Below are 25,977 nucleotides of genomic sequence, written 5' to 3'. Positions count from 1 at the left end.
GACAAGGTCATGTCCGAGATTACGCAGCCCCGCATTCTCCTGATCGGAACGGGAGACACCAAGGCCGACGAACTGCTGTTCATGAGCGAGTGCATCGCTCGCGCCGGCGGTAGAACCATCATGATGGACATCAGCGTGCTCGGCGATCCGCCGTACCAGGTGGCGCATGACAAGCACGCGGTGGCCGGTGCCGCCAAGACCACGATCGAAGCCATCGCATCGAGTGGCGACGAGAACTCCGCGATGTCGCTGATGGCGGTCGGCGCCGCCAATCTGGCGCGCGAACTTGCGACGAGCGATGCCATCGACGGCGTGATCGCGATCGGCGGCACGATGGGAACCGACCTTGCGCTCGACGTCGCGCAGGCGCTGCCGCTCGGCCTGCCGAAAATGATCGTCTCGACTGTTGCGTTCTCGCATCTGATTCCGCCGGAGCGGGTCGCCGCCGATCTGATGATGATCCTGTGGGCCGGCGGCCTCTATGGCCTCAACGGCACCTGCACCGCCGTGCTGTCGCAAGCCTGCGGCGCGATCGTCGGCGCGGCGAGGAGCGCAATCAAGCCGCGCAAGGATCGGCCGGTTGTTGCGATCACCTCGCTCGGCAAGAGCTGCCTGCGCTACATGGTCGAGCTCAAGCCGCAGCTCGAACGGCGCGGCTATGAGGTGGTCGTCTTCCACACCACCGGCATGGGCGGCCGCGCGATGGAGTCGATCGCCGCCCAGGGCGGTTTCGCCGCGGTGCTCGACCTCAGCCTGCAGGAGGTCGCCAATCAGCTCACCGGCTCGGTGGTCAATTCCGGCGCCGACCGGCTGGAGAATGCGGGCCGAGCCGGCATTCCGCAGATCGTTGCCCCCGGGGCGATCGACATGGTGGATTTCCCTGCGTGGCTCGGGGTCCCGAGCGAGCTGTCGGATCGTCCGTTCCACGCGCACAACCGGCTGCTCGCGTCGGCCACTTCAGGGGCCGACGATCGCCGCAGGATCGCAGGCGCGATTGCCGAGAAACTGGGGCGCGCCAGCGCACCGGTGGCGTTGGTGCTGCCCGCCGGCGGCATCCAGCAATGGGACCGCGAAGGCGAAGCGTTACACGATCCCGACGCCCTCGCCGCCTTCGTCGATGCGATGCGATCGGCGGTCCAATCGCCGGTCGAGCTGCACGAGATCAAAGACCATATCAACAGCGCGGCGTTCAATGAAACGGTGCTCGGCATCTTCGACCGCTGGGTCGCGGCCGGCATTGTCCCGCCCGGCCGCACGACGGCGGCCGCGTGACAAGGCCGCTAGCCCAGGCGCTGGTGCTCGACTTCGGCGGTGTCATCTCGAAGACCCTGTTCGAGACCCATGACCTGACCGAGCGCGCGCTCGGGCTCGCACCGTGCACGCTGAAATGGCTCGGACCGTTCGCCCCGAACAGCGATCCCCTGTGGACGTCGATGCAGCGTGGCGAAATTTCGGAGCGCGACTACTGGCTGACCCGCAGCCGCGAGGTCGGGCGCATGGTCGGCGAAGACTGGACGGACATGGAAACCTTCGTGAAACGTGCGCGCGGTGCCGATCCCGAAACCGTGATCCGCCCCGAGGCGGCACGCGCGATCAACCTCGCCGCCGACGCCGGGTTCCGGCTCGCCATCCTCTCGAACGAGCTCGACCTGTTCTACGGCGCCGATTTCCGCAGCCGCCTGTCGATCCTGAAGCGCTTCGGCACTATTGTCGATGCGACCCATACCGGAATCCTGAAGCCCGACCCGCGCGCGTATCAAAGCGTGCTGGACGAACTGGCGCTGGAGGCAGACAATTGCGTCTTCGTCGACGACCAGCGTCGCAACGTCACCGGCGCCGCCGCGTGCAACATGCGCACCGTGCTGTTCGACGTGCGCAACCCGGCCGCGTCGTACAGCGAGGCGCTGCGGCATTTCGGGCTGCAATTCGAGTAAAGCGTTTTCGAGCGAAGTGGGTACGGACATGCGCGACAGAAACTTCCTGGTTGAGAACAACGCCAAGCCGATCTGGCACCCGATGGCCCATCCCGCCGAGATGCGGGCGCAGCCGCCGCGGATCGTGATGAAGGGTGAAGGCGTTGAAGTCACCGACATCGACGGCAAGACCGTGATCGATGCGGTCGGCGGGCTGTGGAACGTCAATCTCGGCTACAGCTGCGATCCGATCAAGCAGGCGATCGCGGACCAACTCAGCGCGCTGCCGTATTATTCGGGCTTCCGTGGCACCTCATCCGGCCCCTCGATCGAGCTCGCCTATGAGCTCACCGAATGGTTCAAGCCGGAAGGCATGGTGCGCGCCTTCTTCACGTCGGGTGGATCGGACTCGGTCGAGACCGCGCTGCGGCTCGCGCGGCAATACTGGAAGATCAAGGGCCAGGCCGACCGCACCAAATTCCTGGCGCTGAAGAAGGGCTATCACGGCACCCATTTCGGCGGCGCGTCGGTCAACGGCAACGCCAATTTCCGCCGCAACTACGAGCCGATGCTGCCGGGCGTATTCCACATCCCGGCGCCGTCGACCTATCGCAATCCCTTCAACGAGACCGACCCTGCCAAGCTCGCGCAGCTCTGCGCGGCGGCGATGGAAGAGGAGATCGCGTTCCAGGGCGCCGACACCATCGCGGCCTTCATCATGGAGCCTGTGCTGGGGGCCGGCGGCGTGATCGTTCCGCCGGACAGCTTCATGAAGCTCGCACGCGGAATCTGCGACCGTCACGGCATCCTGATGATTGCGGACGAGGTCGTCACCGGGTTCGGACGCACCGGCGCGTGGTCGGGCTCGCGACTGTGGGGCGTGAAGCCGGACATGATGACGATGGCCAAGGCGATCACCTCGGGCTATTTCCCGCTCGGCGCGACCTTGATCGGCGAGCAGGTCGCGGAGGCCTTCGAGGCCGACACCACGACGTTCGGCTCGATCGGCCATGGCTACACCTATTCGGGCCATCCGGTCGGCTGCGCCGCCGGTATTGCGGCACTCGCCGAGACCCGCCGCCTCAGGCTTGACGAGAACGCCGCTGCGCGCGGCAAGGACCTCGCCCAAGCGCTGGCCGCGCTGAAGGCGAAGCACGCACTGGTCGGCGACGTCAGGGGCAAGGGTCTGATGGCGGCGCTCGAGCTGGTCGCCGATCGCGACAGCAAGAAGCCCGCCGACAAGAACACGATGGCGAAGGTCGCGGACAGCGCCTACGAAGCCGGCGTGATGCTGCGCGTTTCCGGCAACAATCTGATCCTGTCGCCGCCCCTGGTCCTCACCGCGGCCGACGTGAAGCGGATCGCCGAGGGGATCGACGCCGGCCTCTCAGCGGCCGGCTGACAGCGCGCTCACGCAGGCCATGGCGCGCTCGAACAGCGCGCCATCGGCCGCGTCACGGTCGAGGCAGTCGGCCAGCGATGCCGCCGACATCCGCTGGTCGGTGCAGAAGATCCGCATGAAGTCGGCCGCGAGCGCAACCTTGCGCGGAGAAGACTGCCGCTCCCAGTCGCCGCTGCTCAGATAGAGCAAGGATGCAGCGTCGGCGCTGCCTTCGGGCGAAGCTGGCGCACTGCGTGCAGCCTGACCGATTGCCAACAACACCAGCAGCACACGGGTCGTTGTACCGATGCGATGCACGCGACCGCTCATTTGACGTCCTGGCATTCGCCATCGAGGTTGACAGCGCAGCGACGCTGAAGGTTGCGCGTAACCGTGTCAACCGGCGATCAAGCCTGACCTGGTATGGACGCCCAATTTTGTCCCACTTTGCGCAAGCCTTATCTTGGCGGCGGAGAAATCCAGCGAACGGCATGCAAGGCGCGTCAAGTTCCACTGATCCCGCTCCGGCGGCTGTCGCATGCCATGATCATTGGCAAAGGGAGTTCCACTCGAGCTGAGATGTATCGGTTGCATGATACTTGCACGCGAGAATCCGGATCCACGGAACACAACCTGACGTCGCAATGTCACGCCGAAGTCACGCCACACGCAGAACATCACGATTGCAACCTGCCGCCACATAAGCGCCCTCAGTTGCTCCTTGAATGGATGCGAACCACATGATTGAGGGGACCAAGGGATAGCGATGATGCCGATAGCCGTACACCGGTCGATACGCCTACTTATTGTGCTTGCGACGGCAGTCTCCTCGTTCCCTGTCACGGCTCAGGTGAGCAAAGGCAATTCTCCCACTGCGGCACCAGCGTCATCAAGCAAGGTCACGTTGGGTGCTATCAGGTGGGACAATTGGAGTCTCGACAGCCCCTATGGGCAGGTCCTGGCCGACCCCGGATTGCGGGAGCGCACTCCATACTACACAGAGCGCCTGGCGAATGGGCAATTGGGCTTTCCTGGAAACACCGAAAGAGCACTCAATGCGGACGTCCATTATGCGAAATCCGCAGGCCTGGATTACTTCATCTTCGGCTACTACCTGGAGAGTTCCGCCTGGGGACGCGATCCGAAGCGTTCCGTAGCGCTCAATCGCGCCATGGAGAATTTCGTTCGCCTTCCCAACAAGCTCGGCATCAAATACGCGTTGAATTTCAACCTGTCTTTTCCTTCGCGTGACGTGCCAATGGTCAGCGATGCGATCGCCAAGGCAGTGCGCGGGCCCGACTACATGCGCACAAACGACGGCTCGGCGCCGGTGTACTTCCTGGTGAATACCATGACTCCATGGCTGAAAGGCTTCGGGGGCGAGGAAAACGCAAAGGCAGCCCTCAAAGACATCAAGGATCGCGTCAAGGCCGCGACGGGCCAAAATCTCTATCTGGTCGCCTTGCTCTTCAACCTGCCAGAAACAGGGCCCGTCGCTCACAGGATCGGATTTGATGCGACCAGCACATATGCCACCGCCCTTGGGTCGAATGGAAAGTCCCTGCCATATGCAAGTTGCGCCGCCCTCGCGCAGAGCGCATGGCACGCGGAAACCAAGAATGGCGCGGGAGGCTTCCTGCCAACCGTTACGCTCGGGTGGGATTATCGTCCGGCCTTGCGCGATCCGCAGGAACAGAAAACGCGCAAGCCGAATCCTGATTGGTGCCAGCCCGCCACCGATGCGGAATGGACGCAGCAAATCCGCGGTGCGATCAGCGAGGCGGCTCGTAATCCGCGCAACGGTCGCTTCCAGAGCGTCGTGATTTATGCCTGGAACGAAAGTTCGGAAGGTGGCTGGATCCAGCCGACGTTGTCAGAAGGCGTACGCCGGCTCAAGGTGATAGCCAGTGCGACGGGTCGGCATCCGACAATTCCGCCCTTCAAGCTCGTGTGGCCGACCCGGATCGATCCGAAGGCCTGCGCCGTTGGTTCGTCATCCATATCAACTACAAAGGCAAGTGCCGGATGCAAATCGGCCGATGACTCGATGACGACTGCGTGGCCATGTCCGCCGGGCATGCAGGTTGCCAGCGAGGAATTGCGCGAAGGGCCTTCAGAGGAAGGCGAGAAAACACCGCTCATCTGGCGAGAGAGGCTCTGCTCATCGCAGGGCAAATGACAACGACGATCCTATAGCGACAGGGGGTTCCAATGGATGAAGTCTGGAGTGATGAGAACAACTTCGTGATCAACAACATGAAGTTCAATCTGATTCGGCAGAATTTCAACGACGCCAGGACGACGAAAGACACCGTAGCGATCATCAAGAACCGCGGGATGATCGATCGCTACAAGAGCCTCATTCGCGAGAACGGGGTAACCAATATCCTGGAGTTTGGTATCTTCGAAGGCGGCTCGGCTTTGCTGCTTGCTGCAATCGAGGAACGTATCAAGTTCGTCGGCATCGACATCAGACCTGCGAGCCCGGCGGTGCTTGGCCTGATACGGGACCATGGTCTGACGGATCGTGTAAAGCTTTACTACAATACATCACAGGGTGACCTCGCGCGTGTCCAGGACATCATCAGGAAGGAATTCCCTGGACAACGCATCGATATGATCATCGACGACGCCTCGCATCAATACGAGCTCTCCCGAGCAAGCTTTGAGGCATCGTTCCACTATCTCAAAAGTGAGGGCCTCTATCTGATCGAAGATTGGGCCTGGGCTCATTGGGAAGAGCCTTATCAGACGCAGCTATGGAGTGACATGCCGGCGCTCACCAACCTGATTTTCGAGCTCGTCATGCTCTGCGGGAGCAGGCCTGACATCATATCGGAAATGAGTGTTCAGAAGGCGATTGCGATTTTTCGCAAAGGCAGCAAGGAAGTCGGCAACTTCAGCCTGTCAAAGCTCTACCGTCATCGCAACAGATGGACCGCCGCACTGTAGAGATGGCGTCTCACGTCCATTTCGGGTGCATCCAATATTGGTGATCCTTCAGAAGGGATCACCAATGCCGGCAGCGTGCAGGCCCCTTCATTTCGCTTCCCTGACCGTGGCGACAGGCGGCACGTCGAGCGCCGGATTGCGATCGAAGAAATTGAAGGGACGCAGCCGGAAGCCGTGCCAAAGGCCCGGCATCACCGGCCAATCCTCGGCGCGCGGCACGTGGCGGAAGCCGACCGTATACCATAGCACGAGGTCACGATCCTCGATCGGCCGCTTCGCCGCGGTCCATTTCGGCAGGCCGTCGACCTCGGCATTTTCATTCGGATATTGGCCCGCGGCGTAGCGCTCGTCCTCGGCATAGGCCGAGGTCCACAGCGTGTAGGCGCTGAAGCCGGCGCGCAACTGGATCGGATCGTCCTTGGCGAGCAGCGAGACGTCGGAATGGCCGGGCATGACTTGATAGCTGGTGCGATAACCCAGCTTGTTGGTCTTGCCCGTGCTCTCGATCCGGAACTGCGCCGCGCTCAGCGGCGTCGTGACCGGGCCTTCGGTCGCGACCGGCCTGGTGTCGACCTGCCAGAGGCTCTTGCGCTGGCCCTCATCCAGTCGGCGGACCTTGAAGCGATCCTCGACCAGCCGGTTCGAGGTGCCGTCGACATCCATGTCGATGCGGAACGTCATGTAGTGATCGTGATTGACGGCCAGCAAGCGCTCGTCGACCAGCGTTCCGGTGGCCGTATCCTGCGCGGCGGTCGGGTCGCTCAGCGTCTTGCTCGCGACACCCTTGGTCGCGTCGATGCCGTAGGCGCCGAGCCGCACATCGATATTGCCGGCGCGGTCGAACACGTAATCGACCAGATAGTCGTAATTGCCGACCACCGGCGCCATCCGCACCACCAGCTCGTTGTTCGGACGCACCTCGGCGGTGTTGTTGAGCAACTCGCTGTGGCGCCAGATCGGATCGCCGGTCGGGCGCTCGAAGATGCAGACCGCGCCCTTGGAGACGACCGGATTGCCCTTAGTGTCCGAGATCGTCAGATCGAGAAAATGCGCGCCCTCGGGACAGTCGATGCCGCGCTGCAATTCGCTGGACAGCACGCCAAAACCATACTCGCCGATATCCATATAGGCGCGGAACGACCAGGTCGGCGCCGGATCCATATAGGGCACGAACATCTCGCTCGCCGAGATCTGGTAGGCGATGTCGCGGAACGTGCCGTGGTCGTCGTAGCGGATCAGCGACAGCACCGCGCCAACGCGCGGCTCGAGGCGGACATGGAACGACCAATTGTCCCAGCGGACCTGGCCGCCCTCCACCTTCACATTGCTGCCCTCCGGCGCGGTGATCTCGACCGGCTTCGGCGGCTTGCGATATTTTCCGGAGTCGGCATAGGCGTGCGACGGCGTCTGCGGCGGTGGCGGCACCACGCCGAGATCGGTCACCGACAGCACCGTTTTGCTCTTGAGATCGATCTGCGCGAACAAATTCTCGATCGGCTTGCCCCAGAGATTATTGGCGGCCCCCGTGGTGTCGACGCAGGGCACGTTGAGCAGGCGGCGGTCTTTCAGGGCCGGGTCGGTCACCGGCCCGACCGTCAGCGGCAGGCACAGCACATTCTTGAAATCGGTGATGCCGCGCTTGGCCATCGCCGCAATCCAGCGCGGGTCCTGCTTCGGCAGATCGCCGGCGGACATCAGTTCGTCGATGGTCAGCGCGGCCTCATGATCGCTGACCTCGTCCCAGCCGAGCAGGCTGCGCGCGGCGAGATCGATATGCGCTTCGTGGAGATGCCCGCCGCTCAGCAGCGTCGCGTGCGCCCGGCGCGCGAAGGGCTGGCCGGGCTTCCACGCCCGCACCTCGTCCTTGGGGTCCTGTTCGACCGTCATCGAAACCACCCGCGCCGCATCGTCGAGCTTGCCGGCACCGCGGAGGATTTCGGTGACCGAGCGGATCTCGTCTGTCGTGAGACCGTCCATTGGGTGCGTCGCGGCCGCCTGCGGCCACATCCTGCGCTCGGCCTGCGCGGCCGTCGGCTCCGCCAAGATCACCGCAACCAGGCCCACCAATGCCCATCCGCCATGCCGGGATATCAGAGCCATCACGCCCTCCACTCGAAGCCAGAACCGTCAGAATACAAGCAAAGGTGACGGCGTGAAGGCCCGTCTCACCCGGTAACCTGTTCCGACGGCGTCGGCAGGATCGCCGCCGCGGCCGGGCGCGGCGCGGCACGGTGGACATCAAGCAGCCGCACCCCGAGGCGATCGCGCAAGGCCGGCCAGATGCCGCGCGGCGCGACGATCATCACGACGACGGCGATGATGCCGAGCCCAACCAGATACCAGCCGCCCGACATGCCGAGCGGCCCGGTCATCAATTCGCGCAGGCCGAAGAAGATGATGACGCCGAGGATCGGGCCTTCCAGCGTGCCGATGCCGCCGATGATCACGATGAACATCATGTAGACGGACCAGTTGACGTCGAATGCCGCGAGCGGCGCGATGAAAAGATTGCCCATGAAGCTCAACGCACCAGCCAGCCCGCATCCGGCCGCCGACAGCACGAAGGCGACGAAGCGGTTGTGGCGGACGTCGACGCCGACGCTCATCGCGGCGAGATCATTGTCGCGCACGCTCATCAACCCGAGCCCGAAGCTCGAGGTCATCATCCTGTACAGCGCCGCGATGGTGACGAGCGTCAGGCCGCCGGCGAGCCAGAACATGGTCGGCTCGAACCAGTCGAAATCGATCAGCTTGCTGGTCGCGAGCGGCACGCCCGAGGTGCCGCCGACGGCCTGCGACTTCATCGTGAAGGCGCCGATGATCTCGGCGAACACCCACATCGCGATCGAGAAATAGGCGTCGCGCAGCCGGAACAGCGGAAAGGCGATGATCGCAGCGACCGCGCTGGCCACCAGCGGCGCGACCGGCAGCACCCAGATCGGCGTCACCTCGAGCCAGCCCGAGGTCAGGAACAGCGCATAGGCGCCGAAGGCGATGAAGACCTGGTGGCCGAGCGACACCAGCCCGGCATAGCCCGCCAGCAGGTTCCACATCTGCGCCATCGTCAGCAGCAACAGGCACTCGGTCGCGAGCCGCAGGAAACCTTCGTTCAGCGCGAAAGGCGCACCGGCGATCACAGCGACGAGCACGATGGCAGAGGCAGTGAGAATGGTCCGCGTCGGCATCGGCGTCACACCCTGCTCGACACGAGACCCGACGGCCGGATCAGCAGCATGACGAAGAACAGGAGATGCGCGTAGAGCAGCCCCGCATTCGGATCGACCTTCAGCCCGATCAGTTGCGCCATGCCGAGCGCGATGCCGCCGAGCAGCGCGCCCCAGAACGAGCCGAGCCCGCCGAGCACCACCACCTCGAAGGCGATCAGGAGCCGCTCGGCGCCGGAGAACGGTGTGAAGCTCGAACGGACCGCGAGCAGCACCCCGCCGATCGCGCCGAGCGCGAGCGACAGGCCCATCACATAGTTGTAGACGCGGTCCGGCTTGACCCCGGACAGCCGGACGATGTCGCGGCGGTCGGCGGTGGCGCGCACGATCCGGCCGAACTCAGTGTGGCGCAGCACGAGCTGCAGCGCCATGAACAGCAGTGCGGCGAGCACCAGCGTCAGCAGCGGCATGATGCCGATGTTGAGGCCGGCGATCTCGAGGCTGGCGCGCGAGAGCTCGCCGACCTGGAGGCTGCGCACGTCGGCGCCGAACACCTCGACCATGACGTTGCGCAGGATCACCGAGACGCCGAAGGTCAGCAGCAACGGCGACAGCGGATCGGGCGACGTCACGACGCGGTTGACGATGACGGCCTGGTACAGCCAGCCGACAGCAAAGGACAAAGCGATCACCGGGATCAGCATCAAGACCGGCGACACTTGCGGAAACAGGCTGGAGAGCAGTACAGCGCAGAACGCGCTCAGCACCATGAACTCGCCATGCGCGATGTTGACGATCCGCATCACGCCGAACACCAGTGCGAGCCCGATGCCGAGCAGGCCGTAGAGCCCGCCCAGCAGGGCCCCGTTGATCAATGTCTCAACCCAGATCATGTTCGTTGCCAATCCTGGCTAGTTACCGAAATAGGCGTGCGTCAGCTGCTCCGGCTGCAACCCTTGCGCCGGCCCGCTCAGCGACACCCGTCCCTTCAACAGGCAATAGATCCGCTCCGAGGTCGCGAGCGCCCGCTTGACGTCCTGCTCGACCAGCACGACGGCGGTGCCCTCGCGGCGAATGTCGGCAAAGGAGCGATAGATCTGCTCGACCACGACCGGCGCGAGCCCGAGCGAAATCTCGTCGCACAACAGCAGCCGCGGGTTCGACATCAGCGCGCGGCCGATCGCCGCCATCTGCTGCTGGCCGCCGGAGAGCTGGCCCGGAAACATCCGCCGCCGCTCTTCCAGGATCGGAAAAAGGTCGAACACCCGCCGCAGTGTCCAGCTGCCCTTGCGCCGGTTCACCGTGCCCATCAGCAGGTTCTCCTCGACGGTCAGCGAGTCGAACAGCAGGCGTCCCTCGGGCACCATGATGAGGCCGAGCCGCGACACCTGCTCGGCCGGCATCTGCGAGATGTCGATGCCGTCGAACTGCACCGCCCCTCGCCGCTCCTCGTTGAGCCCGACCAGCGCCTTCAGGAACGTCGACTTGCCGGCGCCGTTGGCGCCGACCAGCGCCACCGCCTCGCCGTCGGCAACAGTGAAGTTCATGTCGAACACGGCCTGGAGATCTCCGTAGAATATCTCAAGGCCGTTCACATCAAGCAACGCCATCGGCCTTCAATCCCATGTAGATCTCGCGCACCACCGCGCTGTCCATCACCTCGGCCGGCGGTCCTTCCAGCACCTTGCGGCCGAAATCGAGCACCAGGATGCGGTCCGATACCGCGCGCAGGGCGTGCGGAATATGCTCGATCCAGATCATCGCGTGATCGGCCTTCACACCCTTGATGATCGCGACCAGGCGCTCGACCTCGGGCTCGGTGAGCCCGGCGGCGATCTCGTCGAGCAGGATCAGCTTCGGTTTCGAGGCCAGCGCCTTGGCGAATTCCAGCCGCTTGCGGTCGATCAGCGGCAGGGCGCCCGCGAGCTTGTCCGCCTTGGTGTCAAGCCCGGTCCGCTGCAGCACCTCCATCGTCCAGTGCGAGGCCGCCTCGCCGTACAGGCCGGCACCATAGGATGCAGCGACCAGCGCGTTCTCATAGACCGACAGATGCGGGAACGGCTGCGGAATCTGGAACGCGCGCCCGAGCCCCATTCGCGCCCGGCGATGCGGCGGCAGTCCGGTGATCTCCTTGTCGTCGAGCATGATCGAGCCGCCGTCGGCCGTGAGCAGGCCGACGATCAGGTTCAAGAGCGAGCTCTTGCCGGCGCCGTTCGGGCCGATCACGCCGAGGCATTCGCCGCGCGCCAGCTCGAAGCTGACGGCATCGGCGACCACGATCTCGCCAAAGCGTTTCGACAGCCCGCTGACGCGCAGAAGCGGTGCCATCTCAGGCCAGCTTGGAGAGCAGCTGGAGATCGGCCTGCTTCGGGATGAACGGCGCGGTGCCGTTGTGCACGATCAGGAGCTCGTATTTCGACTTGCCGCCCTTGCTCTTGCGCCACTGCCCGCCCGACAGCGACGTCACCGCGACGTTCTTGATCGGGCTGTCCTTGAATTTGACCCGGCCGACCACGGTCTCCATGTCGAGGCCTGCGATCGCATCGCGCAGCGAGTTCTTGTCCTTGGGATCGCTGTTCTGCAGCGCCGCGAGTCCGACCTCCCACAGCGCGTGAGCATAGCCGATCGGCTGGGTCCATTGCTTGCCGGTGGTCTTCTCCCACTCCGCGGCGAGTTCGGCGGCGCTTTGCCCGGTCAACGACGACTTGAACGGATAGGCCGGCGTCCACCACACCTCGGTCGACATGCCGTCGCCGCGATCGCCGAGCGCGTTCACCGCGGCCGGGAACAGGAACGCCGCCGCCACCGTGCAGATCTGCGGCCGGAAGCCGGCCTGCGCCGCCTGGTTCCACAAGGTCACCCAGTGATTGCTGAAGGTGAAGCCGGAGACGATGTCGACGCCGTTGTTCTTGAACAGCGCGATCTGGTTGGTGAAGTCGTCTGTTGCGATCTGGAATTTGCCGGCCGAAAATTCCTGGTAGCCGGCGCCCGAGATGCCCGCCGGCAGGCCGAGCTTCGGATCGGAGAACGCCTGGCCAGGCGGATTGTCGATATAGAGCGTGCCGACCTTCTTGTTGGTCTCGACCGACTGCCACATGCCGAGGAAATTCCTGGCGACGTCATCGGCGCCCCAGAAGAAGTGATAGCTGTAGGGAAAGCCTTTGTCCGGCGTCGACTTGCGCGGGAACATCCAGCCCTGCCACGGCACCATGGTCGAGATCGTGGGAATACCGCGGGCGTCGGCGAGCTCCTGCACCGGAGGCTGGGCGTCGCCGTCCTCGATCAGGATCAGGTCGCATTTTTCACGGAGTACCAATTCGCTTGCGATCACCGACGAGCGGTTCGGGTCGGATTGATTGTCCTTGAACACCAGCTCGACCTGATAGGTCTTGCCGCCGATCTTCAAACCGTCCTTCAGCCGCGCCTTGATGCGCTCATGAATCCAGGGATCTGGCTCGGCGAACTGGGCGCGGACGCCGGACAGGCAGCCGACCCAGCCGATCTTGATGGTGTTGCCTGCGGCGCGTGCGACGTTGACCAGCGGCAGGTTCATCGCCGACGCGAGACCGGTGGCACCGGCTGCTTTGAGCAGCGTGCGCCGATTGAACGCGCCAACCGGCTTGTCGTTCTTTGTCTCAGTCATGTCCCTCTCCTCCATAACCAATGATGAAAATGTCCGGCTGCGGGCTTACGCCGCGGATTGCCGGATCGCCGCACGGCTCACCGCGGCAAATTTGCACAAGGTGTTCTCGATGATCTGGCGCGGGATGCCGCGCACGATGAAGACCAGCCGCGAGCGCCGGTCGGCCGACGGCCAACCCTGCAGCGTAATCGGCGGATGGAACACGTGCTGCACGCCATGCACCACCATCGGCGCCTCGGGCTGCTCGGCGACATGCACGATCGCCTTGAAGCGCAGCAGGTCCTCGCCTTTGAGCGCCGCGACGTAATCGAGCCAGCGCGCGAACGCGTCGCGCTGGATCGGCTCGTCGATGATCAGGCTGCAGGACGACACGCCGGTGTCGTGTGCATGATGGCTGTGGTGGCTGCACGCCTCGCCGGCGCAGTGATGATCCGTGTGGTCGTGCGGCGCATTCGCCGCTTGCGACGCCAGATCGAACCAGCGCACGACGTCCGCCGAGCGCGCCGACGGATCGAACATTCCGGCATCGAGGACCTTGGCCGGGTCAACGCTTCCATTGCGGACGCGGTGGCGAGCCGCGACCGGATTGATCGCCGCGAGCCGCGCGTCGAGCCGCGCCAGCGCATCATCGGCGGCCAGGTCGGTCTTGGTCACCAGCAGCCGGTCGGCGACCGCGACCTGCCGGACGGCTTCGCTGTGCGCCTCGAAGGTGCGTGCGCCGTTCGCCGCATCGACGGTTGCGACCACGCCGTCGATCCGGTAGCAGCCGACGATGTCGGGCGCCGTCATCAGCGTATGCAGCACCGGCACGGGATCGGCAAGCCCGGTGGTCTCGACCAGCACGCGGTGGAACGGCGGGATCCTGCCGGCAGCGCGGCGCGACGCGAGATCGGCCAGCGTTTCGATCAGATCCTCGCGCACCGAGCAGCAGATGCAGCCATTATCGAGCAGCGCGAGGCGGTCCTCGCTGCTCTCGACCAGCAGATGATCCAGCGCCACCTCGCCGAACTCGTTGATGATGGCGACGACGCCATCGAGCTCCGGCTGGCGCAGCAGATGGTTCAGCACCGTGGTCTTGCCGCTGCCGAGGAAGCCGGTCAGCACCGTGACCGGGATCTGGTCCGCTGATGCCATCACTTGCCTCGCTGGTAGACCTTGCGGCCCTCGAAGAAGGTCATCTCGACCCTTGTATCGGCCAGTTGATCCGGCGGGATGTCGAAGATCATCTGGTCGAGCACGATCAGGTCGGCCGACTTACCCACCTCGATCGAGCCGATCGACTGGCCGAGCCCGGCCGCCCGCGCTGCGTCGATGGTGTAGATGTCGATCACGGTCGCAAGATCGAGCGCCTGCTCGGCCCATAGCGACTTGCCGGGAAAATCCCCGGTGGGATTTTGCCTTGTCACCATGCCCTCGATGCCCTGCCAAGGATCGGGGATCGGGATCACCGGCCAGTCCGAGCCGCCCGCCATCAGTGCGCCGGCCTCCTTCAAATCCCGGTTCGGCCAAAAGCGCTGCGCACGCTCCTCGCCCATCGCGGCCTTGTGCGCCTCGAGGAAGACGGTCGGATACCAGATGATCGGTGACAGGTCGGCAGCAACGCCAAGCTCGGCAAAGCGCTTGATGTCGTCCGGCGCGATATAGCTCGCATGCGCGATCTGATGAATCAGATGGGTCGGGCCGTTGAAGCTGCGCACCACATCGATGGCGTCGAGCGCCTGCGTCACCGCGGCATCTCCAGCGCAATGGATCTTGGCGGCAAGGCCGAGCTTCTCGCAGCGGCCGAGCCAGCGGATCAGGTCCGGCACGGTCAGCATGGTCGCGCCGCGGAAGCAGCAGCCGCGCACCGGATCGGCGACATACGGCTCGTGGAAGGCCGCGGTCTTGGCGCCCGGCACGCCGTCGAGGAACACCTTCACATAATCGGGCTTCACATGGGCACCGCGGTAATCCTCGCGCAGCGCAAACAGCTCCTCGCCGGCCTTGCCGAACATGAAGCCGGGCTCGACCACCGGCATCGCGCAGACCGCCCAGGCGGTGAGCTCGCCGCGATCGTCGAGCCCCTTCAGCGCCGCCATGATCGGCTGCATGCTGGCGGCATCGATGAAAGCGGTGACGCCATAGGTGTTCAGCACCGAGATCGAGCGCGCCACCGCCGCGCGGTCCATCTCGGCGGTGTAGTGACCGGAGGCCGCGAGCGCGCGCTCGACCAGGCCGGAGGCCGCCTCGATCATGATCCCGGTCAATGTGCCGGTCTTGAGGTCGCGGCCGATCTCGCCGTCGGTCGGATCAGGCGCGTCGGCCTGCACGCCGGCAAGCCGCAGCGCCGCCGAGCTCGCCCAGCGATTGTGATAGGTGTCGTCGCGCAGCACGACGGGATGGCCAAGGCAGGCCGCATCCAGCAGCGCGCAGGATTCCACGGTGTTCATCTCGTTCAGGAGATTGTTGCCGAACTGCCCGCCGACGATCCAGGCGCCGGGCGCAGCTTCCGACGCTGCCTTGTGCAGCGTCTCGGCGATCCTTGGAATGCTGTCGGCGTTGGAGAAGCGCAGCTCGTAGAGATCGGCCTGCCCGCCCATCATGATGTGGTTGTGGATGTCGACGATCCCCGCCATCGCCATCCGGCCGCGGAGGTCGACGGTTGCCGTCCCCTCGTCGATCAGCGACGCCACGTCGCGCTCCTCGCCCACGGCGATGAACCGGCCAGCCTTGACCGCCGCGCATGTCGCCCAGGGCTGCCCGCGGTTCGACGTGTAGATCCGGCCGTTGCGGAAGACCGTGTCGGCGAATGTCCTGTTCATGCAGATCAACTTCTCGATTGGGAAAGCCTGGAGCGCTCAGCCGCTCGCCGTGCGGTGCACAGCGGCCGAACCACGCGCGACGCCAGCGTGACGCCAAACGTTCGGCATGTCGGCATTTGGAACAATCCACCATCCGGTGGATGCTCGGCGGCGGCTGCATTGCGGGCGGCCGGCCCCCCTGGGATGACGGATCTATGTTCGTCATTGCGAGCGAAGCGAAGCAATCCATCGCACAGCATGTGCGGATGCATGGATTGCTTCGTCGCTATCGCTCCTCGCAACGACGGGGTGAATTTTACGGACTCTCAAAACCCCAGCGCCAGCCCGTCCTTGCGGTGATCGGAGGCCCAGCAGAACGCCGCGCGCATGGTCGATGCGGATCGCCTGGCAGCCGCCGATCGGCTCCTCCGAAAACCGGGCGTCGTGGCCGCGGGCGCGTAAATCGTCGCGGATATCGGAAGAGATCGCCGTCTCCAGCGACAGCAGACCGTCGAAGGCAAAGGAACGCGGCGCCTCGGCCGCCGTCTGGATGTCCATCTTCATGTCAAAAATGTTCGACAGCAGATTGGCATGGCCGGCAGCCTGGTAATGCCCGCCCATCACGCCGAACGACATCACGGTCTTGCCGTCCTTGCGGACGAGGCCTGGGATGATGGTGTGCATCGGGCGCTTGCGCGGCCCGAGCGAGTTCGGATGCCCGGGCCTGGCACGAAAGCTCCAGCCGCGGTTGTGCAGCAGGACACCTGACCTGGGCGCATAGATGCCGCTGCCGAACGGATAGAACAGCGAGTTGATCAGCGAGACCGCATTGAGGTCGCGATCGACCACCGTGACATAGACGGTGTCGCGGTGCTCGATATCGTCCCAGGTCGCAGGCGTCGAAGCGCGGCCCATGTCGATTTTGCTGCGGATCGCCCCGATATAGTCGTCGGCAAGGAAGGCGGCCGGATCGACCCTGCCGGTGGCGGGATCGCAGAAGAAGGCGTCGCGCGCACGGTAGGCAGCCTTGGTGGCTTCGGCGAGCAGATGGATCCGATCGGCCTGCGCCAGCGCGCCGACGTCGAAGCCCGCGAGCGTCCGCAGGATCATCAGCGCCGCCAAGCCCTGCCCGTTCGGCGGACATTCGACCACGTCATGGTCGCGGTAGCGCGCCGAGATCGGCCGCACATAGTCCGACGTCTGCGCGGCGAAATCGCCGCCCAATCCGCGCAAGATGCCCGTCATCTCCTCGGCGGCCTCGCCGGCGTAGAACGCGCAGCGCCCGTGCTGCGCGATCCGGCGCAGGGTGCGGCCGAGCGCAGGTTGCGTGCGGACATCGCCGACCTCAGGCGCCTTGCCGCCGGGAAGGAACTGCGCGGCCGCGTTGGGGTCGATCTCGATCCGGGCCCGGAAGCGGCGCCAGTCCTCGGCGACGCGCGGCGTCACGCAAAAGCCCTGCTCGGCGGCCGAGATCGCCGGCCGGAAGATCTCCTCCAGCGACTTGCTGCCGTGATCGGCGACCAGCCTGCACCAGGCATCGATCGCGCCGGGCACGGTCACCGCCTCTGGCGCGGTCGGCGGAATGTCGCGCGCGTCGCTTGCGGCAAATTTATCGACATCGGTCGCGGCCGGCGTGCGGCCCGAGCCATTCAGCGCGATCGGTTCGCCGGCCTTGGGCGAAACCAGCGCAAAACAGTCGCCGCCGATCCCGGTCATCTGCGGTTCGACCACGCCCTGCACCGCGCCGCCGCCACCGCGGCATCGACGGCATTGCCACCGGCCTTCAGCATCTCGACCGCGGCGAGCGTCGCCTGCGGGTGCGAGGTTGCGGTCATCCCCCGCTCCGCAACCGCCACCGAGCGGCCGATGGCCATGAAATCACGCATGTCGCTTCCTCTGATGTTGCGAGCTGCAGCCGCTCGCCAACATTGTCGAATACGACACCGGTCCTTCGGGGAATTTTCGGTTGGTGGCGCGGTAAGCGGCAATCCACCGTAAGGTGGATCGTTTGGACGCGGACGAGGCTTGTCCTGCGACAAGGACGAGCGGGCAAACGAAACCAAGATATTATGGAAGGAGATCGACGAACGAGAAGCAGTTCGGAGTTGGCCGACCATATTTGAATGGAGACCGCGCATCTCAGGCCGGTCAATGGTCAGGAATACACATTGCATCGTGCGGCATCCCGGCATGCCAAGCTGATCGGCGAGCGACGACACGCGCAAGGTCGAAGGCAGCGACGAAGGCTGCGGCAACGAGGATCGGCTCGCGCCTTTGATTGACACATCCTTGCTGCGCTTCGAACGTGCACGCCCAGGCTATTGCTGCGCCGCGCTACTACTTTTGCGCTGCTCTGCTGGCCGCCAGATCAGTCAGATAGGGCTAGTTCAGAATGGCAATTGCCGCGCGCTCTTGTCGATCTACGATACCCCTACTCGTGCGGATTGGTCGAGGTCAACTCAACACTCCGTCCATGCATATCGCGCGACCAGGGATCGTCGCTTCTGCCCACGGAGCGACGGTCCCGCCCAACGGAGGTGCTATAGACAAGCTTAAGACCGAAAGTTGGCTAGCCTCGCCTGCCCGCTTCTGGTTCGATGTCACAAGCGAGTTGGCCGGCACGCTTTGAGTAAGTCTGAGAACGAGAAAAAGCTGGTCGCGCGATCCTCCGTTCAGAGATGACAGTGGCTTTGGCGCCGCCGTTGCCGTCTACCGGCAAGCTGCTGTCGAGCGCTACGGGAAGTTGGCGAGCGAACAAGGCAATATAGAAAGCCCCGGCGCCTGGTTCAGGCAGAACCGTTCCGCCATGGAAGCGAATCCTTGCCTCAATGCCTTTGCGCAAGCAGCGTCCCTCTTCATTCTCGACGAATACGAGCGCGACCCGGCCGGCATTGAGGCGCTTGGCGCGCTGAACCTATGGGATGGCCTTAGCGCGATCCCACTCGAGCAATATCTAGAGGCTTGGACAGATAGCTGCAAAAGCCTGCAGGCTTCGCCCGCTTTGCCCTTTGCGTTTGGAACAAGTGGTCCGATATTGCGGCATCTGAACAACGTCTCAGCGTTGTTGCCTGATGCGAAGTAGCCATACCGGCGAGCATGCGCCTGCGCGCTCAGGCCGAGAAAGTCCTAGACGCGGCAGCCTCCAATTGCGAGTATCAAACCTTCTTTTGAGGTGTTAAAAATGGAACCCGTTACATATCGCGGACTGCAAAACGCCGCAGATCAGAACACGCCGCATCTTGGCGGAAGCATCAAGGCTGGCGATCCCTTCACCTACTGTCCTTCGGTATGGGACTACGTCATTTCCAGATTTTGTATTCAATCGGTATTGGACCTTGGCAGTGGATGCGGAAACTCTGCTCACTACTTTCACAAAGCCGGTCTCATGGTGTTGGCGACCGATGGATTTCCCGAAAGCGTGGAAAAATCGACTTATCCGGCGTTTCAGCACGATATTACCCAAGCCCCGATCGTCACTCGAACAGACTTGGTTCATTGCCAAGAGGTCGTCGAGCACATTGACGAACAATACCTGGAGAACGTTCTTCTCAGTCTCACATGTGGCAAATACATCCTGATGACCCATGCCGTTCCCGGGCAAATCGGATACCACCACGTCAACTTGCAGACATCGGAATACTGGATCGACCATCTGCATCGAAAAGGGTGCGAGTATCTTGAAGCTGACACACGTCGCGTCAGGACTCTCGCTGAGCGGGACGGTGCTGTTTACATGCGGCAGAGCGGGTTGATGTTCGTCAATTCGGGCCGGCTCTGATAAAATCACGTCGCTGGCCCCGAATGCGGAACTTCACGGAAGCACTAAAGCGGCGAGAGATTCATTGGAGTGCGCGGTGCTCGCTTCAAGCCCTGATATCTCCGCTATTTGCGGTGCCGACCGTCTCCCGCTTCATCGTCGGTATTGCTCGAAAGCTCGGAGGAGCGTGTCGGCACGACGCTCCATCATCGCGCAGAACGGAGCAGAGGGCTGACGGGGCGCGTCAGGACGACCTGCCCGTTCGTGAGATTATCCGGACGCTGTTCTTGTCAGAGCGGCCAGCTCTGCGTCTGCATCGGCAATGCCTTGGGCGGCCGCCATTTCTAACCAGTGGCTCGCCTGCTTGAGGTCGCTGTGGCCGGCCGCACCGCTTCGCAGATAGCGCCCAAGCATGAGTTGAGCCTGTCCATGGCCGCGTTCTGCGGCCGCGCGAAACCAATGCTCGGCTTTGCCCCGGTCAACGGGAATGGCATGACCGCCGCTATACATCGCACCTAGCGCAAACATCGCCCCGGCGTGCCCCTTCGCCGCAGCCTGCTCGCACAACCTGAGCGCCTCTGACGCATCCTGGGGGCCCCCGCGGCCGTTCACGAGCATCTCGGCCAGAGCCACCTGCGCATCGGTGATTCCTCCATGTGCCGCCCTTGCGAACCAGCCACGTGCTGCTTTCGGATCGGCCGGTAGGCCGCGTCCATCAGCAACAAGTCGACCAATCATGAACTGCGCCTCTGGAACTCCTTCGGCCGCACGCCGTAGCCAAACTGCCGCCTGCTGCTCGTTCCGCTCAACGCCTATGCCCTGCAGAAGGCAAACGCCGAGGTTGAACGCCGCAACGAGGTTACCGTCTTTCGCCGTCTGCATGAACCAGTCCGCAACCGGAGGGCATTCTTCTCCTCTGGCCGCTCGCTCAAGCAAATCATTTCCGACGTCGACCTGCGCATCCAAATCCCCCGCTTCGGCAGCGACGCGCAGCCAACGCGCTGCTTCGTGATTATCCTGGGGTACACCGGCCCCTGTCATATAGAACGAGCTCAACGACCGGGCTGCCGCTGCATTGCCCGCCTCGGCAGCCCGACGATACCAGCTCGCAGCTTCCACATAATTCGGCGGCAACGCCCCGCCTTTGGCGTAGAGGTTGCCGACCAATTCCGCAGCACGAGCGTCGCCAGCGAGGGCGGCGCGGCGAAGCCAAGTTTCTCCCAATACGGGATCCTTGGCCACAACAGTTCCTTCAATCAGCGCAGTACCCCATTTTATCTGCGCACCGCGGTGTCCCAATTCGGCAGCCTTGCGGTATAGCTCGGCAGCGGCAATTGGATCTTTGGTGCCGCTTATTCCTCCTTCCGTCAGGACCGCCAGCATGAATACGGCCGTGGGAATTTCAGCGGCCGCCGCCGCTTGCATGTTCTTGACGACCTCGTCCTTGTAAGCGGCCCGATCCGGATCCCCTGCGAGCGAGAGCGCATATCCCAATTGTCCTTGGGCACAGCCTGCGGCGGCGGAACGGCGATACCATTCTCTCGCCTGGGTTAGATCTCTGAGCGGCGACGCACCGTAGGTTAGAATGTACGCCAGAAGCGCTTGCGCCTCAGGAGACCCTGCATCAGCCGCCACGCGAGCCCATTTTAACGCGGCATCGAAATCCGGCTTTGCCCTGCCTTCGTGCGAAAACAATCGCGCGGCAGCATCGCCGCCTTCACGTGCATGCGAGCCGAGCCCCTGGAGCAAGAGCGCCGCCAGCAGGGACTGCGCCTCGACGTACCCATCTAACGCCGCGCGCTCAAGCCAGCGCGCGCTCTCCGTACGACTGAACGGTACGCCGCTTCCCTGAAGGTAGAGCCTTCCGATATGATACGCTGCTTCAGCGCTGCCAGCCTCGGCCATTCGAGCCAATTGTGGCAACGCTTCGGCGAATCGCTCTCTCTCTATGAGAGCGATCGCTCGGCGCAGCTCCTTTTCAGGTGACGCCTTTCCGATCAAGCGATCAAAGAGCATTTCTAGAAGGCTCCATCCATCAGCGCTGCAGAGCCATATCGTTCAGGGCTCGCGCATCGCCTCCTGCGTCACCGGAAGCACAAGGCCGAGCAAGTACTTCAGCACGGTCCGCTGACCGACTTTGATGTCGGCGGTTACGGGCATTCCCGGCGTGATCTGGAAGCCCGCCGGAACATCGTGCAGGGCCACGCGATCGATGCTTATCCGGCTGCGGTAAAATGGCTCCAGATTGGTAGTCGGAATCGCACTGGTGGGGTTGCGGGCCTCGACCTGAGCATTGAAGCTATCCGGACTCACGATGCGAACGACGCCTTCGGCCATCCCGTATTGAGAGAACGGAAACGTGTCGAACTTGACAGACACGGGATCCTTGACATGCACGAAGCCGTTATCTTTGCCCGCAATGTTGACCTCGACCTCGAGCGGGGCGTCTGCCGGCACAAGAGTAATGAATTGTTGCCCCGACTGCATGACTGAACCCACCGAGACCTTTGCAACCGATTGCACGATCGCATCAAGCCCGGCACGCAATTCGACCAGTTTGCGTCGCAGGTTTGCCTTGGTCAGCAGCTCGCGTGTATCGGCCGCCTTGACGGTGATCTCCTGCAACTTTTGCGATGCTTCGGCCTTCCAGCCGCGGACGTAAGCGTCGCGGTCGGAAGCAAGTGCCGATTGATCGCGTTTTGCCCCCTCCCCTGTCGCAATCGCGTTGGAAAGCGACCGCTGCATTTCAACGCGTGTATCCTTGGCGATCAGCGAATTCAGCCGACTTCCGGTCTGGGTCGCTTCCAGCTGCCGACGCATATCCTCGATGCTTTGAGCCACACCGAGGCGATCACGATAGCCTACTGCATCAGAGTCCGCCCTCGCTATAACCGCATTCAATTCCTGCAGCCGATGCTCGTAGTTTTCGATCTTGGCATCAAACTGCGCCTTTCGATGACTGAAAATCGAGGCCTGCAACGTCCAGTTTGGATCATTGCCGGAGTACGTGAACGGCTGGCCGTCGGCTTCCGCGCGCAGGCGAGCAAGCTCGGGCTCGAGGCTGTTCAGCTGCCCCTCCAAGGCCACTCGGTCCGCTTCGGCAAAGGTCGGATCGAGACGCGCCAGCACGTCACCCGCACGCACGCGTTGGCCTTCGCTTACGTCGATAGAGCGGACGATGGCGGTCTCCAGCGGCTGTACAAGGATGGTGGAGGATTGCGAGACCACCAGGCCGCGCGCCGTGACGACCTGATCGACGGGCAATACACCCGCGACAAGGACCAAGGCAGCAACCATACTGGAGACGATCCAAATTGTGCCACGAGCCATGCGCGGCACAGGTGCATTGATGATCGCCGTTGACGGTTGCTGGAACTCAAGGATCACCGGCAACGTCGGATCGATCTTTTTGGATCTGAACGGAAGCGGCAGCAAATTGGCCTGGACTTCGCTCATGGTTCGTTCGCTCCGCCCGAGATCAGCTTCGGAGATACCGAGGGTCGTGTCGTTTCGCTATGCCGATTCTGCTGATTCCAGAGTTGTCGATAGATCGCGCAACGCTCGACCAACGCATTGTGTGCGCCGCAATCGACGATCGTTCCTTGATCAAGAACGAGAATTTGATCGCAGCCGACCAGCGAGGACAGCCGGTGCGAAACGATGATCATCGTCCGCCCGCTCGCGATTCGCTCGAGGTTTGCCGTCACGACAGCTTCGCTTTCCGGGTCGAGCGCGCTGGTCGCTTCGTCCAGTATCAGAATGCGCGGGTCCGTGATGAGCGCTCGTGCAATCGCCAGTCGCTGCCTTTGGCCGCCCGAAAGGTTGGGAGATCCCTCTTCGATGTAGGTTTCAAAGCCATTGGGCATCCGTTCGATGAACTCCTCCGCGCCTGCAAGCCTTGCTGCATAGACGGCATCAGACAACGTCAGGCCCGGTCGACCGGCGATGATGTTATCTCTGATGGAGCCGCGAAACAGGAAGTTCTCCTGCAAGACAACGCCGAGGCTCTGTCGAAGGTGACGCAGATCGACATCGCGCAAGTCGGCGCCATCGATCTTCACAAATCCCTTATAATCACGGTTGATTCCCTGCAGCAGGCGCGTGACCGTAGATTTGCCTGATCCGCTGCGACCGACGATTCCCAACGTCGATCCGGCCGGCACTGAAAAGCTGATCCTGTCGAGCGCCGGGACAGTCGTGTTGAGGTAAGTGAAGCTGACATCCTGGAAGGCGATTGCGCCCTCAAACTTCGGTCTCAAGCCCGCCGCTCGCGCGCTGCTCTCGGTAGGCCGATTGAGGACGGAGCTCGCCTCTCCGATCGCTGCCCCAACCTCCTCATAGTCCTCGATCAACCGGGCTAATCCAACCAGCGGTTGGGCGGCCCGCGCGCTCAGCATCAGGAATGCGAACAATCCACCCACCATGTAGCCTGACGGGTCGTTAATCGCGAGATAGGCACCAAGCATGGTGGTGCCGAGCACCATCAGCCGCTCAATCGGTGTAACCAGCGTCTGCGGCCAGTTTGACAGACGACCAAACTCCAGCCGCCATTTTCCCGCCTCGGCGATGCGTTCGTCCCAAAGAGCGCGGCGCTGCGGCTCCAGGGCCAACGCCTTGACCGTCTTGATGCCCACGATTGTCTCGCCAAGCGTTGCCGATTTCCACGTCTCAGCCGTGGTGACCCGTCCGTACATCTCTCGCATCGGTTTCAGGAACGCGATGATGATCAGCAGGATCGCGCCGGCGCAGCCGAGCACAATACTGGCCAGGATCGGGCTGAGATAGAACAGAAACGGGAGCAGTACGCAAAGCGTCATCAGGTCGAGAAACGTCGTCAGAAGGCGACCCGTCAGGAATTCGCGAACGCGATAGACCTGCGCGATACGATACATCGTTTCGCCCGCCGGATGACGTTCGAAATAATCGAGCGGCAGACGAAGCAGGCGGTTGAAAACGTGCAGATTGAGTTTCGCGTCGAGCCTGGCGCCAACAACCGCAATGATATGACGTCGCGCATGCCCCAGGAGGGATTCGTAGAGGACTACGACCGCCATGACAGCCGCAAGCATCAACAACGTAGACGTACTGTGGAATTGCAGGACCTTGTTCACCATCGTCATCACCAGGAGTGGTGGGAAGATGGTGAGGAAGCTGATGGTGAGCGAGGCAATCCCGATGTCGCGCAACAGGCGCCTTTCGTGCAGGACGAGATCGAAAAGCCAGCGCAGATCAAACGGCGCGTCGGCTGCGACGCGACTTCGGCTCGCGCGCAGCAGGATGGCCTCACCGTTCCACACCTGGGAAAGACGCAACTCGTCAACGGGTACGGCTCCGTCTGCAGAGGCACCTGGATCCCTGAGCATGACGATATTCTGATCGGCGTTCGCATTGACCATAACCGCGGCGCCGCCATCGGCAAGCAGCAGGACGACCGGATCGGCCTCGCCCATCCCAAGCAGGTGGCGCCAGGTGGTTCGTACGGCACGCGACCACAGGCCCGCATTCTGCGCCCAGGTCGAGAGCGCTGCGGCCGATGGATAGATGTCGGATTCGTCGGTCTTCAACTCCCCCACATCAAGCTCGACGCCATGATGACGCGCGACTTGGATAATGGCTTGCAATCGCGCCTGATATTGCGGACTACGTTGCGCTTCCAAGCGATTGACAGAATGCCCCTGCGGCGGACCAAGATCGGTTGACTTCGTTCTGGATGAGACGACCAGCGGTTCTGATCGCACCTTTGCTTTGCCCTTTGCAGCGAATTCGGCGCAGATCCGTTTCACGAAGAGGCGCACGCGGATACCGAGCTCAATCAATAGTTCACGACCGCCACGGACGATGTCCTTGGGCGCACGCAGCAGAACGGACCATCGCGCAGCGAATTGCGCTTTCGCTGCCAGCCAGGAGCCAGGTCGCGATGCACCAGGCTTTCGGGCGGCGCGCGGACGCCCGCTCGGAGATTCGGTGCGAATATCTGGTGACACCAGGCGCTGGGACGTATCGCCGTCGTGCGCGGGAATAATGTGCAGATCGCCGGGCACAGACTCTATTCGGACCGGCGCCGTTGCGCTGAGGCGGACCTGCCCTTCGACGCGCCACACCGCTTCGTCGAAATCACATTTCTCAGTGTCGATTTGGGCCTGGGACAAATTCTTTCTGGCGGCGAGCCGGCTCTCCAAAAGGGCACGTGCCCGGCTGTAAAGTGCATTACGCGACGCTTCATCGTCCGCACGAAGATCGTCAATTGCGTTCTGCAGCAAGCGGACGTACTTGCCAGGCCCTGGCTCCCCAAAGGAGCCGCTATGCGGGTCCACGGTCACCCTCCAAAATCGACAACAGAATAAAAATCGTCACTATATAGCGGCAATGTAGACGAATTCGACCGGC

Annotated in this window: 19 protein-coding genes and 1 pseudogene; 7 read left to right on the top strand and 13 right to left on the bottom strand. The window is 63.1% G+C overall.

Going from position 1 to position 25,977, the window contains the following annotated elements; genetic code table 11:
• The first annotated feature begins 9 nt into the window (after nt 1-9).
• The 3 genes from ACVILL_RS28245 to ACVILL_RS28235 are packed head-to-tail and all read left to right on the top strand — an operon-like array spanning nt 10 to nt 3,315.
• Nucleotides 10-1,272, top strand: coding sequence for a Tm-1-like ATP-binding domain-containing protein (locus ACVILL_RS28245; RefSeq protein ID WP_456732048.1), 1,263 nt, complete (start codon nt 10-12; stop codon nt 1,270-1,272).
• Entirely contained in the window at nt 1,269-1,934 is a 666-nt protein-coding gene (locus ACVILL_RS28240; protein WP_456732047.1) for an HAD family hydrolase, read from the top strand. Before ACVILL_RS28245 ends, ACVILL_RS28240 begins: the two co-directional genes overlap by 4 nt.
• Nucleotides 1,935-1,962: 28 nt before the next feature.
• A complete protein-coding gene (locus tag ACVILL_RS28235) occupies nt 1,963-3,315 on the top strand; it encodes an aminotransferase class III-fold pyridoxal phosphate-dependent enzyme (protein WP_456732046.1) in 1,353 nt (450 codons plus the stop codon).
• Here ACVILL_RS28235 and ACVILL_RS28230 read toward each other — a convergent pair.
• Nucleotides 3,301-3,624, bottom strand: coding sequence for a hypothetical protein (locus tag ACVILL_RS28230; protein ID WP_456732045.1), 324 nt, complete (start codon nt 3,622-3,624; stop codon nt 3,301-3,303). The genes ACVILL_RS28235 and ACVILL_RS28230 overlap by 15 nt on opposite strands.
• A 439-nt stretch (nt 3,625-4,063) precedes the next feature.
• On the opposite strand from ACVILL_RS28230, the gene ACVILL_RS28225 reads away from it, so the two are divergent.
• Both ACVILL_RS28225 and ACVILL_RS28220 read left to right on the top strand, forming a co-directional pair.
• Nucleotides 4,064-5,473 carry a hypothetical protein gene (locus ACVILL_RS28225; RefSeq protein ID WP_456732044.1) on the top strand — a complete coding sequence of 470 codons (1,410 nt, stop codon included), beginning with the start codon at nt 4,064-4,066 and terminating at the stop codon, nt 5,471-5,473.
• Nucleotides 5,474-5,505: 32 nt separating this feature from the next.
• Entirely contained in the window at nt 5,506-6,246 is a 741-nt protein-coding gene (locus tag ACVILL_RS28220) for a class I SAM-dependent methyltransferase (RefSeq protein ID WP_456732043.1), read from the top strand.
• An 87-nt stretch (nt 6,247-6,333) separates the two neighbouring features.
• Here ACVILL_RS28220 and ACVILL_RS28215 read toward each other — a convergent pair whose 3' ends face one another.
• From ACVILL_RS28215 to ACVILL_RS28175, 9 genes and pseudogenes are all read right to left on the bottom strand, one after another.
• Nucleotides 6,334-8,346, bottom strand: a complete 2,013-nt coding sequence (locus tag ACVILL_RS28215) for a copper amine oxidase (protein ID WP_456732042.1) — start codon at nt 8,344-8,346, stop codon at nt 6,334-6,336.
• Nucleotides 8,347-8,411: 65 nt separating this feature from the next.
• Complete coding sequence (locus ACVILL_RS28210) at nt 8,412-9,431, bottom strand: branched-chain amino acid ABC transporter permease (protein WP_456732041.1); 1,020 nt, start codon at nt 9,429-9,431, stop codon at nt 8,412-8,414.
• Nucleotides 9,432-9,436: 5 nt separating this feature from the next.
• Nucleotides 9,437-10,303 (bottom strand): branched-chain amino acid ABC transporter permease, encoded by an 867-nt coding sequence (locus tag ACVILL_RS28205; RefSeq protein ID WP_456732040.1) that lies wholly within the window; start codon nt 10,301-10,303, stop codon nt 9,437-9,439.
• An 18-nt stretch (nt 10,304-10,321) separates the two neighbouring features.
• Complete coding sequence (locus tag ACVILL_RS28200; protein WP_456732039.1) at nt 10,322-11,020, bottom strand: ABC transporter ATP-binding protein; 699 nt, start codon at nt 11,018-11,020, stop codon at nt 10,322-10,324.
• Nucleotides 11,007-11,738, bottom strand: a complete 732-nt coding sequence (locus ACVILL_RS28195) for an ABC transporter ATP-binding protein (RefSeq protein ID WP_456732038.1) — start codon at nt 11,736-11,738, stop codon at nt 11,007-11,009. Before ACVILL_RS28195 ends, ACVILL_RS28200 begins: the two co-directional genes overlap by 14 nt.
• A 1-nt stretch (nt 11,739) precedes the next feature.
• Nucleotides 11,740-13,053 carry an ABC transporter substrate-binding protein gene (locus ACVILL_RS28190; protein WP_456732037.1) on the bottom strand — a complete coding sequence of 438 codons (1,314 nt, stop codon included), beginning with the start codon at nt 13,051-13,053 and terminating at the stop codon, nt 11,740-11,742.
• Between the two features lie 45 nt (nt 13,054-13,098).
• Nucleotides 13,099-14,187, bottom strand: a complete 1,089-nt coding sequence (locus tag ACVILL_RS28185) for a CobW family GTP-binding protein (protein ID WP_456732036.1) — start codon at nt 14,185-14,187, stop codon at nt 13,099-13,101.
• Nucleotides 14,187-15,854 (bottom strand): amidohydrolase, encoded by a 1,668-nt coding sequence (locus ACVILL_RS28180; protein WP_456732035.1) that lies wholly within the window; start codon nt 15,852-15,854, stop codon nt 14,187-14,189. Before ACVILL_RS28180 ends, ACVILL_RS28185 begins: the two co-directional genes overlap by 1 nt.
• A gap of 305 nt (nt 15,855-16,159) precedes the next feature.
• Nucleotides 16,160-17,719, bottom strand: a pseudogene (locus ACVILL_RS28175) (gamma-glutamyltransferase family protein).
• An 857-nt stretch (nt 17,720-18,576) separates the two neighbouring features.
• Here ACVILL_RS28175 and ACVILL_RS28170 point away from each other — a divergent pair.
• Nucleotides 18,577-18,915 carry a hypothetical protein gene (locus tag ACVILL_RS28170; protein WP_456732034.1) on the top strand — a complete coding sequence of 113 codons (339 nt, stop codon included), beginning with the start codon at nt 18,577-18,579 and terminating at the stop codon, nt 18,913-18,915.
• 99 nt (nt 18,916-19,014) lie between these two features.
• A complete protein-coding gene (locus tag ACVILL_RS28165; RefSeq protein WP_456732033.1) occupies nt 19,015-19,611 on the top strand; it encodes a class I SAM-dependent methyltransferase in 597 nt (198 codons plus the stop codon).
• Nucleotides 19,612-19,860: 249 nt separating this feature from the next.
• Here the strand turns inward: ACVILL_RS28165 and ACVILL_RS28160 are convergent, their stop codons facing one another.
• The 3 genes from ACVILL_RS28160 to ACVILL_RS28150 are packed head-to-tail and all read right to left on the bottom strand — an operon-like array spanning nt 19,861 to nt 25,904.
• Nucleotides 19,861-21,606: a tetratricopeptide repeat protein gene (locus ACVILL_RS28160; RefSeq protein WP_456732032.1), complete on the bottom strand. Its 1,746-nt coding sequence runs from the start codon at nt 21,604-21,606 to the stop codon at nt 19,861-19,863.
• Between the two features lie 42 nt (nt 21,607-21,648).
• Complete coding sequence (locus ACVILL_RS28155; protein ID WP_456732031.1) at nt 21,649-23,046, bottom strand: HlyD family type I secretion periplasmic adaptor subunit; 1,398 nt, start codon at nt 23,044-23,046, stop codon at nt 21,649-21,651.
• A complete protein-coding gene (locus tag ACVILL_RS28150) occupies nt 23,043-25,904 on the bottom strand; it encodes a peptidase domain-containing ABC transporter (protein WP_456732030.1) in 2,862 nt (953 codons plus the stop codon). Before ACVILL_RS28150 ends, ACVILL_RS28155 begins: the two co-directional genes overlap by 4 nt.
• Between the last annotated feature and the right edge of the window lie 73 nt (nt 25,905-25,977).

The organism is Bradyrhizobium sp. USDA 3364, assembly GCF_054056355.1.
The sequence above is the reverse complement of the archived record's forward strand: the minus strand, read 5'-3'. Positions and strand labels throughout refer to the sequence as shown.

What these genes read in the sequence shown, in the direction of transcription:
- ACVILL_RS28230 (WP_456732045.1), bottom strand. Translation starts at nt 3,624, where the DNA reads ATGAGCGGTCGCGTGCATCGCATCGGTACAACGACCCGTGTGCTGCTG.
- ACVILL_RS28195 (WP_456732038.1), bottom strand. Translation starts at nt 11,738, where the DNA reads ATGGCACCGCTTCTGCGCGTCAGCGGGCTGTCGAAACGCTTTGGCGAG.
- ACVILL_RS28200 (WP_456732039.1), bottom strand. Translation starts at nt 11,020, where the DNA reads ATGGCGTTGCTTGATGTGAACGGCCTTGAGATATTCTACGGAGATCTC.
- ACVILL_RS28180 (WP_456732035.1), bottom strand. Translation starts at nt 15,854, where the DNA reads ATGAACAGGACATTCGCCGACACGGTCTTCCGCAACGGCCGGATCTAC.
- ACVILL_RS28185 (WP_456732036.1), bottom strand. Translation starts at nt 14,187, where the DNA reads ATGGCATCAGCGGACCAGATCCCGGTCACGGTGCTGACCGGCTTCCTC.
- ACVILL_RS28210 (WP_456732041.1), bottom strand. Translation starts at nt 9,431, where the DNA reads ATGCCGACGCGGACCATTCTCACTGCCTCTGCCATCGTGCTCGTCGCT.
- ACVILL_RS28190 (WP_456732037.1), bottom strand. Translation starts at nt 13,053, where the DNA reads ATGACTGAGACAAAGAACGACAAGCCGGTTGGCGCGTTCAATCGGCGC.
- ACVILL_RS28215 (WP_456732042.1), bottom strand. Translation starts at nt 8,346, where the DNA reads ATGGCTCTGATATCCCGGCATGGCGGATGGGCATTGGTGGGCCTGGTT.
- ACVILL_RS28155 (WP_456732031.1), bottom strand. Translation starts at nt 23,046, where the DNA reads ATGAGCGAAGTCCAGGCCAATTTGCTGCCGCTTCCGTTCAGATCCAAA.
- ACVILL_RS28165 (WP_456732033.1), top strand. Translation starts at nt 19,015, where the DNA reads ATGGAACCCGTTACATATCGCGGACTGCAAAACGCCGCAGATCAGAAC.
- ACVILL_RS28160 (WP_456732032.1), bottom strand. Translation starts at nt 21,606, where the DNA reads ATGCTCTTTGATCGCTTGATCGGAAAGGCGTCACCTGAAAAGGAGCTG.
- ACVILL_RS28245 (WP_456732048.1), top strand. Translation starts at nt 10, where the DNA reads ATGTCCGAGATTACGCAGCCCCGCATTCTCCTGATCGGAACGGGAGAC.
- ACVILL_RS28235 (WP_456732046.1), top strand. Translation starts at nt 1,963, where the DNA reads ATGCGCGACAGAAACTTCCTGGTTGAGAACAACGCCAAGCCGATCTGG.
- ACVILL_RS28220 (WP_456732043.1), top strand. Translation starts at nt 5,506, where the DNA reads ATGGATGAAGTCTGGAGTGATGAGAACAACTTCGTGATCAACAACATG.
- ACVILL_RS28205 (WP_456732040.1), bottom strand. Translation starts at nt 10,303, where the DNA reads ATGATCTGGGTTGAGACATTGATCAACGGGGCCCTGCTGGGCGGGCTC.
- ACVILL_RS28225 (WP_456732044.1), top strand. Translation starts at nt 4,064, where the DNA reads ATGCCGATAGCCGTACACCGGTCGATACGCCTACTTATTGTGCTTGCG.